This window comes from Streptococcus sp. 121, from assembly GCF_016458205.1.
Taxonomy (GTDB): Bacteria; Bacillota; Bacilli; order Lactobacillales; family Streptococcaceae; genus Streptococcus.
The window spans coordinates 23,563-32,808 of sequence record NZ_JAEMED010000021.1 but is presented as its reverse complement, the minus strand read 5'-3'; the positions used below and the strand labels follow the sequence as shown (position 1 = coordinate 32,808).

Genomic DNA, 9,246 nt, shown 5'->3' with positions numbered 1-9,246 from the left:
AGATTGACGCTCGATCTGACCTTACAGACGAAGAGAAATCAGCTGCTAAGTCTGAGGTTGATACTAAGGCTGACCAAGCCAAACAAGCGATCGACGCTGCGACAACTAACGCTGGTGTATCATCTGCCAAAGTCACTGGCGTAACAGATATTAATTCAGTGAATCCATCTCCAGTGGCTAAGGATGCCGCTAAGAAAGCGATCGATGATGCTGCACAAGTTAAGAAGTCTGAGATTGACGCTCGTCCTGATCTCACAGATGAAGAAAAATCAACCGCTAAATCAGAAATTGATTCTAAAGCCACTGACGCGAAGAAAGCCATCGATAACGCAACAACCAACGCTGGTGTGTCATCTTCCAAAGACGCAGGTGTAACAGATATTAACTCAGTAAATCCATCTCCGGTAGCCAAGGAAGCGGCTAAAGCAGCTATTGACGAAGCTGCCCAAGCGAAGAAGTCTAAGATTGACGCTCGATCTGATCTTACAGACGAAGAAAAAGCAACAGCTAAATCCGATGTTGATTCTAAAGCCACTGACGCGAAGAAAGCAATTGACGCTGCAACAACCAACGATGGCGTGACTTCCGCTAAAGATGCAGGAGTATCGGATATCAACTCAGTAAACCCATCTCCGGTAGCCAAGGATGCCGCTAAGAAAGCGATCGATGAAGCTGCTCAAGCTAAGAAAGGCGAGATTGATGCTCGTACAGACTTGACTGACGAGGAAAAATCCACTGCTAAATCCGATGTTGATTCTAAAGCCACTGACGCTAAGAAAGCCATCGATAACGCGACAACCAACGATGCTGTATCATCTACCAAAGACACTGGTATAACAGACATAAACTCAGTGAATCCATCTCCGGTAGCCAAGGATGCCGCTAAGAAAGCGATCGATGATGCTGCTCAAGCTAAGAAAGACGAGATTGATGCTCGTACAAACTTGACTGACGAGGAAAAATCCACTGCTAAATCCGATGTTGATTCTAAAGCCACTGACGCGAAGAAAGCAATTGACGCTGCAACAACCAACGATGTCGTGACTTCCGTTAAAGATGCAGGTGTAACAGATATTAACTCAGTAAATCCATCTCCAGTAGCCAAGGATGCCGCTAAGAAAGCGATCGATGATGCTGCTCAAGCTAAGAAGTCTAAGATTGACGCTCGATCTGACCTTACAGACGAGGAGAAATCAGCTGCTAAGTCTGAGGTTGATACTAAGGCTGACCAAGCCAAACAAGCGATCGACGCTGCGACAACCAACGATGGAGTAACTTCCGCCAAAGACGCAGGCGTAACAGATATTAACTCAGTAAATCCATCTCCAGTAGCCAAGGAAGTGGCTAAAGCAGCTATTGACGAAGCTGCCCAAGCGAAGAAGTCTAAGATTGACGCTCGATCTGACCTTACAGACGAAGAGAAATCAGCTGCTAAGTCTGAGGTTGATACTAAGGCTGACCAAGCCAAACAAGCGATCGACGCTGCGACAACTAACGCTGGTGTATCATCTGCCAAAGTCACTGGCGTAACAGATATTAATTCAGTGAATCCATCTCCAGTGGCTAAGGATGCCGCTAAGAAAGCGATCGATGATGCTGCACAAGTTAAGAAGTCTGAGATTGACGCTCGTCCTGATCTCACAGATGAAGAAAAATCAACCGCTAAATCAGAAATTGATTCTAAAGCCACTGACGCGAAGAAAGCCATCGATAACGCAACAACCAACGCTGGTGTGTCATCTTCCAAAGACGCAGGTGTAACAGATATTAACTCAGTAAATCCATCTCCGGTAGCCAAGGAAGCGGCTAAAGCAGCTATTGACGAAGCTGCCCAAGCGAAGAAGTCTAAGATTGACGCTCGATCTGATCTTACAGACGAAGAGAAATCAGCTGCTAAGTCTGAGGTTGATACTAAGGCTGACCAAGCCAAACAAGCAATCGACGCTGCGACAACCAACGATGGAGTAACTTTCGCTAAGGATGCTGGTGCAACAGACATAAACTCAGTAAATCCATCTCCGGTGGCCAAGGATGCCGCTAAGAAAGCGATCGATGATGCTGCCCAAGCGAAGAAGGACGAAATAGATGCCCGTACGGATCTCACAGACGAAGAGAAATCCGCTGCTAAGTCTCAAGTAGACATTGAAGCAGAAAGGGCGAAATCTGAGATTAATGCTGCTACTAGCAATGCTGCTGTGACTTCCGCTAAAGATGCAGGATTTGCAGTGATTGAAGCTATTAATCCAATCGGACGCAAGAATGGTGACAAACCGGCAACAAAACCTGATACCAATAATGGTAACAAGCGAGTTGCAGGCTCATTCAAAGTCTCCAATCAAGAGACTGCTTCAAGCAATTTGACTGAATCAACTGGTAATAAATCCCAGGCAGGTCAATTACCAAATACAGGTGAAGAATCTAGTCAAGCCCTTGCAGCAAGCGGTTTAGCCCTTATATTGTTGTTAGCTGGTGTACGTTCTCGCCGAAAAAAAGAAGATGAAAAATAATTCATCTAAGCATTAAAAAAACGAGGTTTTGAAACCTCGTTTTTTGTTGTAGATTCTTGAAATTTTACTAAAAAACCTTATAATATAACTATAATCATTATTCTATTATATAAAAGTTTAATTTTGTGATTCTTTCACAATTTTTATTATTTCTCTTATACTCATTGGAAATACAAATCTGGTGTTAGTGAAGCCCTCCCATTATAGTCTTTTATACTCTATGCAGTTCAAAAACTGAACGTTGTTAAACCTCTTTGGTGAACTTAAGTTCAACCTTCATCGGCTTGCCTAGTCAGATTTTAAAATGAAATAAGTAGTAGTTTACTTTTAGTCCAAGACAGCGAGTCGCAGACAGCTCAAAATCTTTGGGGGAGATTTTGAGCTTGCTGCAAAAACTTTCGAAGAATGTTTCAAATAAGTAAGGCAAGACGAGCTAACACAGTGCTAAAAGATAAACTAAAACTGTAGAATTGATTTCCATCGAGTATCGCCACAGTCATCCTATGACTAGAAAGGAGGATCAGATGGAATTTAAGAAAATTCTTTCCGATCCCTTAGAATCGGTTTTTGCAGTGAGCCACCTGCAGCATCCTGATGCAGAATTTCTTTTAGTTGCCTCGGAAGGAAAAGAAGGGGCTTGTTTTGCTTATGATGTAGGGAATCAGTTCTCGAAACAGCTTGTTTGGGAAGGTTCAGGAGGGACTAAGTCTATTGTTCAGGTACCGAATAGTCTTGATTTTATAGCGACCCAAGGATTTTATCCAGAGTACGATGGAGCACATTGTCAGTTGGTATACGGGCATTACCAGGATGGATCTTGGGAAATTCGTCCCTTGATGCATTTTCCTTATCTTCATCGTTTTGATTTGGTACAGGCTGAGGATGGTAAAACCATCTATTTCATAGGTGCAACCATAGCCAATTCTAAACTTTTCCCAGAGGACTGGTTAGATCGTGGGAAACTACATGTCGGTTATTTCGATCAGAAAAGTAGAAGCCTGAGAGGGTTACAAGAGTTACCTGTTCGTTTGTTGAAAAATCATGGTTACTTCTCAGTAAAAGAAGAAGGCTATTCCTTAATTGCATCCGCAGACGGTGTCTTTAAACTAGAATATCCCACTAAAGAGAATCCGGATTGGAATTTAGAACAAATCTTTCATGAAGAAACTAGTGATGTGGTTGAAGTAGACTGGACTGGCCCAGATGCTAAGGATAAGGCAATTATTCAAGGTTTCTACGGGGACCGTTTTAGAGTTCTGAATGCGGTTTTCCAGCAGGAAGTCTATCGTTTCCCGAGTCCGACTCCTTTTGGGCACGCCCTTTGGGCGGGCTATTTAGCCCAAAAGGCATCTATACTATTTGGTTATCGAGAAGGGAAGGCTGAATTGATTCTCCTCCAAATGAAGGAGGATGGTATTGAGAGTCAGGTGGTAGAAGCAGGTGTTGGAGCCAGCAATGTGCTTGGATTTTCCGTTGAGGGGGATGCCTATATTTTTTCTGCTAACCATGGTCAAAATCAGGTCGTCTTATATCAAATACTAGAATAAAAAAGCTGGCAGGAATTGATCCGCCAGCTTTTTAGGATAGAAAAAACTCGGAAGGGCTCCGAGTTACAATGCTAATTGCCGGGATTGAACCGGCGACCTCATCCTTACCATGGATGCGCTCTGCCAACTGAGCTAAATCAGCAACTTACCTACTTAGTATACAAGATGACCAAGTAGGTGTCAATAGGTTTTGAAAACTTTTTTGAAAATTTAGCGGAATTTAAACCCCTCATAGATCAACTCAAGTTTTGGGTTTCTCTTGTGGATTTGTTTGCTGAGAGCAGCCATCATAGGTTGAGGGCCACACATGAAGACAGTTCCTGATTCTGGAAGGCTTTCCTGTTCAAAATCGAGGTAGCCGTCAACCTGACTGTTGACGAGGTGTAGGCGAAAATGAGGGTTTGTCTTTGCTTCTTCTTGAAGCAGATCAAGGTGAATCGCATTTTCTTCCCCTGTATAGGCATAGTAAAGATCGATTTCTGCCTCTAGTTTATGAGCCTGGCGAAGCCCTGCTAAGAAGGGGGTCAAACCAATTCCGCCGGCAATCCATACTTGGCGCTTTTGTCCTTGTTGGAGGAGCATATGCCCATAAGCCCGATCGAGTGCAACCTTATGGCCGACTTTCAAGTTGTTATAAAGGTTGGCGGTGTGGTCACCAGAATTTTTAATGGTAAACTGAATGGTTTTTCCATGTCCTCCAGAGATAGAAAATGGATGGGCTCTGGTTTCAAAACCTTCTTCTCGGATTTGCAGAAATGCAAATTGTCCAGCTTCAAAAGGGAAGTTTTTTTGTAATTGTAGAGTTAGGTCAACGGTATCATGGTTTACTTTTTCAATTTTTGCAACTTTACCAAAATAGGAAAAACCAAAGGTTGGGTAGTAAATCATGATGTAGAAGGTGGAGGCAAAACCAACAAGTATGAAAAAGTTCGTTACAATTCCAAGAGGTGTAAAGGTTAAGACGAGATTCCCCATCAGCATATAGACATGGTGAACCGCAAATAGATATCCAAAAAAGACCAATCGATGAATCCAACGCCATGTTTCGTAAGGGATTTTTTTACCGAGGTAAGCAAGGAGAATAAGGATCAAAAAGATTGCCAGACTATAATTTCCCATTCGGACACCGACAACTTCTCCTAGACGTGGTGGTACTAGACCGACCATGCCAATTCGATGGAGGAGCATGAGAACCAGGGCGAAGCAAGCTAAAAACTTATGCAAAGCATACATGTTTTCCAAACCATGAAAGAGTTTTTCGAGCCATAGAGCCCGTGTAGTGAGTAAAAAAGTGAGGGAGAGGGCTGTTAGAGCCAGAGCTGGTATGATAAACATCGTTAAGCCAGCCTGCGCCCAAACCCAAGCGGTTATGGCAAAGGAAAAGAGCAGAAGGAAGATTCCTTTTAACGATTTCATGTAATACTCCTATCTAGAATAAAATCTTTTCTAGTCTATCAAAAAAGAATCCCCATAAGCAAGAAATGTGCTTGTGGGGAATGCAGTTCTTTATGGGTCTGTTAAGTTTCTCTCTGAGGTTTCCTTACGAACTTCCTGTCGGAGTTGTAGGAAAAATTGTCCAAATTTAAACAGCAAATCTCTTTGTTCGGGACTCAACGTTTGGCTTCGTTGGATCACTTTAAGAATAGGACTGATGGCGTTTCGTTGGAAAAAGACATTAATGGAGGTGATACCTTCCTCCTCTAAGAGTGAGAAAAAGGTTTGGATAACGTTTGCGAGCTCTTTGTCTGGCACTTGTTCAACCAGGTGAAGCATGGTTTGCGCGAGTTGTTGACTTCCTGTAGAAAGCTTGTTTTTTCGTTTAAACTGATGGTCTTCAATTTCCCAAGTAAAGGTATTGTGTTGAGCCATCCCGTTTCGAACAGAGCTTTGAATGATATGGGCAGGAGCTTGGGAATAGAGGAGGACGCCAACTACTGAGTTTTCTGGAATATACCGTTGAATTTTTGGGTGAATATTCTGGTAACTATTACTGCTGAGAATAGTGGTGTGAAGGCCAGGTCCATCGAAGGAGTAGATATGACTCAGCTTTTTTTGAAACTCTTCCTTGGCTTGACTAGCGGCATAGATAGCTAAATTGCCGCCCTTTGAGTGACCTGTAATGACAATATCTCCTTCTAATTTTTGTAAAGCCAAATCTAGATAGGATTTAGCCAAGTATTGGGCGGGGACTTCGTCCAAATAAGACATGAGCAAGTCCTCTTTCCAACCGACCAAACTGTCGTCGGTTCCTCGAAAGGCCAGGACATAGGTTTGGGGTTTGAGGCAAAAGATGATTGCTGAGAACTGAACATTTTCTTCAGTCTTGATAATATTTTGAAATCCAACCAGCTTGAGGTTTTTGTAACGCTTGCTTGCGACCATAGCTTCCAATAACGAATAACGCTCCGTCATGAGGGGAGATGGATCATGGGGGAGTTTAGGCGCTAAGTCAACTAGCCTTTTGGCTTCACGTGGCGAAAAGCTTGAAGGGACTAGGTCATCAAAAGGTAGGTAACTCAGCTCAGCTAAAAGGAGGTAGTCGATTTCCCCATAAGGGCGATCGTAGAGATCATCATACTGGACTTCGTTTATATAGTCTAAGGTGTTCATACGGTTTCCACTTTCTGACTAGCTCGAAAGAGGGTGAAGGAGGTGAAGAAACCTACTACGACGATAACCCAGCTCAAAACGGTGAGAGAGAGGCTTTGGACCAGAGTAGCAGCAATAATAACTCCGATAACACCACCAAAAATCATCCAACCAAGCCCTTTTTTATAATAGGAGTCGTTTTTCATAAAGGTCATGCTTGAAACGGGCATAAGGGCTGCACAGGAGGTCATCATGATAGGGAAGGCTGCTAGAGGGTTCATTCCTAGCAGATAGACCATCACCATACAGGGAGAGTAGAGCCCCACACCAGCCGACATGAGTGCCCCAAGAATAAAGTTTCCAATGATACCAATAAGGAGCTTCCAACCAGTCAAGCCCATGGCAGTATTGCCAGAACCAAGGGAGTCGACAAGTCCCGTGATTCGTCCTAGCATGATGAGACTCGTAAGAAACATGGCAATGCTGACGGTTGTAAGGATAAACTTCTTGTCTAGATGACTGACGATCTCACTCCCTAGTTTTCCTCCGATTGTAGCAGCGGTAACCATGGAAATCAAGGTTAAAGCATCTACTTGAACCACACTGATGAAAAAGAGAGCTTCAACCAGAGTTGGGAGGGTGTGCATAACATTGAGCGTTCCTGGAAGTTGCCGGTCGTCGTCCAAGTAGCGAGCTGCGCGAAAGAGAGTGGTAGTGGTGAGGAAGGATCCAATTCCAAGAGTGTCTAGAAAATCGGCGATGAATCCAATAAAAAAACCGGTAACAGCCTTAGGGCCAGTTTCAAAAAGTTCCCGAAGGCTGGCTCTCCGACCAAGAGCGGTTAAGTAGATCAGGCATAGGACGATCAGAATCGTCAAGATCATAGTAACGATAAGAATTCTCCTTTCAGAATTAAAAGGGAAAGAGCCGACTTCACAAAATCCTGTTTAGGTAGAGGTAGCCCTCCTTCCACTATAGTGCAATGCAGTATGACTAGAGTATAAGTATACCATAGAATCGACAGTGACTAGTGGGATAGCGAACTCTGCTTCCAGATTCGCAAGGTGGATTGAATTTTATTTTTCAGCTATTTATACGAACAAAAGGGATGGGCATGTGATAGAATAAGGAGTATTTGAAAAAGGGAGTAGAATATGAAAGCATTTCGAAAAAAAGATGGGAGCCAAACTCGAACTGAAATGCGGCGCCATCTGGGTCTGAGAGACCTACTATTTTTAGGCACGGGAGCGATGGTGGGGACTGGGATTTTCACCATTACCGGTATTGGAGCGGCAACCTTAGCTGGACCAGCCTTGGTGATTTCCATTATCATATCCGCCTTCTGTGTGGGCTTGTCCGCCCTCTTCTTTGCAGAATTTGCATCACGAATCCCAGCATCAGGGGGAGCTTATTCATATATTTATGCTGTATTTGGGGAGTATCCTGCTTGGATGGTGGGCTGGTTTACCATTTTGGAGTATATGATGGCTGTGTCAGGTGTGGCTGCAGGTTGGGGTGGATACCTCAAGGGTTTGCTGGCCTCCTTTGGTTGGGGATTTCCTCAGGCCTTGAGTGGTACTTTTAACCCAGCGGCAGGGACTTACATTGACCTGTTGCCTGTTCTGGTTGTTGCGTTTGTGACGGCTGTGGTCCTCTTGCAATCTAAAACGGCTCTGCGCTTTAACTCATTTCTGGTAATCTTGAAGTTTTCCGCCCTTTTCTTATTTGTTTTGGCAGGAGCTTTTTATATCAAACCTGCTAACTGGGCTGATTTTGCACCTTTTGGTTTTGGTTCTCTCTATGGAGCTAAGACAGGGATTATGGCGGGGGCTTCCTTGATGTTCTTTAGCTTTTTGGGGTACGAATCTTTGTCGATGGCAGTGGATGAGGTGAAGGAGCCACAGAAAAATGTTCCGCGTGGGATTGGTTTGGCCTTGATTTTTGTAACCCTGATGTACATCCTAGTGACCCTTGTTTTGACAGGGATTGTGCCTTATGATCAGCTCAATGTGGCGGATGCGGTGGCCTTTGCCTTGAGGAGTGCGGGGTTAACGTGGGCGGCTAACTATGTTTCCCTGGTAGCGATTTTAACCTTAATCACGGTTTGCATTTCGCTGACCTACGCCCTTTCTCGGATGATCTATTCCATTGCGCGTGATGGTCTTTTGCCTCAGGCTTTTAGGAAACTAAATCCTGTCAGCAAGGTGCCGACCAATGCAACTCTTTTAGTGGGAGTTTTTGCGGCCATCTTTGCGGGAATTTTCCCTTTAGCCAGTCTAGCTTCCTTCCTGAATATTGTGACGCTGGCTTATTTGATTATTTTGGCTTTGGGTCTCATCCGTTTGCGTCAAACGCAGGGAATGCCGAATGGCCAGGAGTTTAAGACGCCACTTGTTCCTTTGCTACCCATTTTATCGATCCTTATCTGCCTGTCCTTTATGGTGCAGTATGATGGCCTAACCTGGGTTGCTTTTGGAATTTCGATTATTTTGGGAAGCCTGATTTATTTCCTATACGGACAGAAGCATTCGATCCTAAATTCATAATAGAGCTAAGAAACGTCGATCTTTGGAGATTGGCGTTTTTATCTTTCAGGAATCTCC

General features: G+C 43.9%; 6 protein-coding genes and 1 tRNA gene. 3 read left to right on the top strand and 4 right to left on the bottom strand.

Annotation, left to right across the window (positions count from 1 at the left end):
* Nucleotides 1–2,507, top strand: a 2,507-nt coding sequence (locus JEQ21_RS05645) for a DUF1542 domain-containing protein (RefSeq protein WP_199364481.1), incomplete at its 5' end; no start/stop codon positions are given.
* Between the two features lie 524 nt (nucleotides 2,508–3,031).
* Entirely contained in the window at nucleotides 3,032–4,054 is a 1,023-nt protein-coding gene (locus JEQ21_RS05640) for a hypothetical protein (protein WP_199364480.1), read from the top strand.
* 69 nt (nucleotides 4,055–4,123) lie between these two features.
* On the opposite strand, the gene JEQ21_RS05635 is transcribed toward JEQ21_RS05640, so the two are convergent.
* From JEQ21_RS05635 to JEQ21_RS05620, 4 genes are all read right to left on the bottom strand, one after another.
* Nucleotides 4,124–4,196: transfer RNA gene (locus JEQ21_RS05635), tRNA-Thr, on the bottom strand.
* 68 nt (nucleotides 4,197–4,264) lie between these two features.
* Nucleotides 4,265–5,470 carry a ferredoxin reductase family protein gene (locus tag JEQ21_RS05630; RefSeq protein ID WP_199364479.1) on the bottom strand — a complete coding sequence of 402 codons (1,206 nt, stop codon included), beginning with the start codon at nucleotides 5,468–5,470 and terminating at the stop codon, nucleotides 4,265–4,267.
* Between the two features lie 90 nt (nucleotides 5,471–5,560).
* The gene (locus JEQ21_RS05625; RefSeq protein WP_199364478.1) at nucleotides 5,561–6,664 is read right to left on the bottom strand and encodes an Mbeg1-like protein; all 1,104 of its coding nucleotides are present in this window, start codon (nucleotides 6,662–6,664) and stop codon (nucleotides 5,561–5,563) included.
* Nucleotides 6,661–7,527 (bottom strand): sulfite exporter TauE/SafE family protein, encoded by an 867-nt coding sequence (locus tag JEQ21_RS05620; protein ID WP_233340766.1) that lies wholly within the window; start codon nucleotides 7,525–7,527, stop codon nucleotides 6,661–6,663. Before JEQ21_RS05620 ends, JEQ21_RS05625 begins: the two co-directional genes overlap by 4 nt.
* A 270-nt stretch (nucleotides 7,528–7,797) precedes the next feature.
* Between JEQ21_RS05620 and JEQ21_RS05615 the strand changes: the two genes are divergently transcribed.
* Nucleotides 7,798–9,189, top strand: coding sequence for an amino acid permease (locus JEQ21_RS05615; RefSeq protein ID WP_199364477.1), 1,392 nt, complete (start codon nucleotides 7,798–7,800; stop codon nucleotides 9,187–9,189).
* The last annotated feature ends 57 nt before the right edge of the window (nucleotides 9,190–9,246 follow it).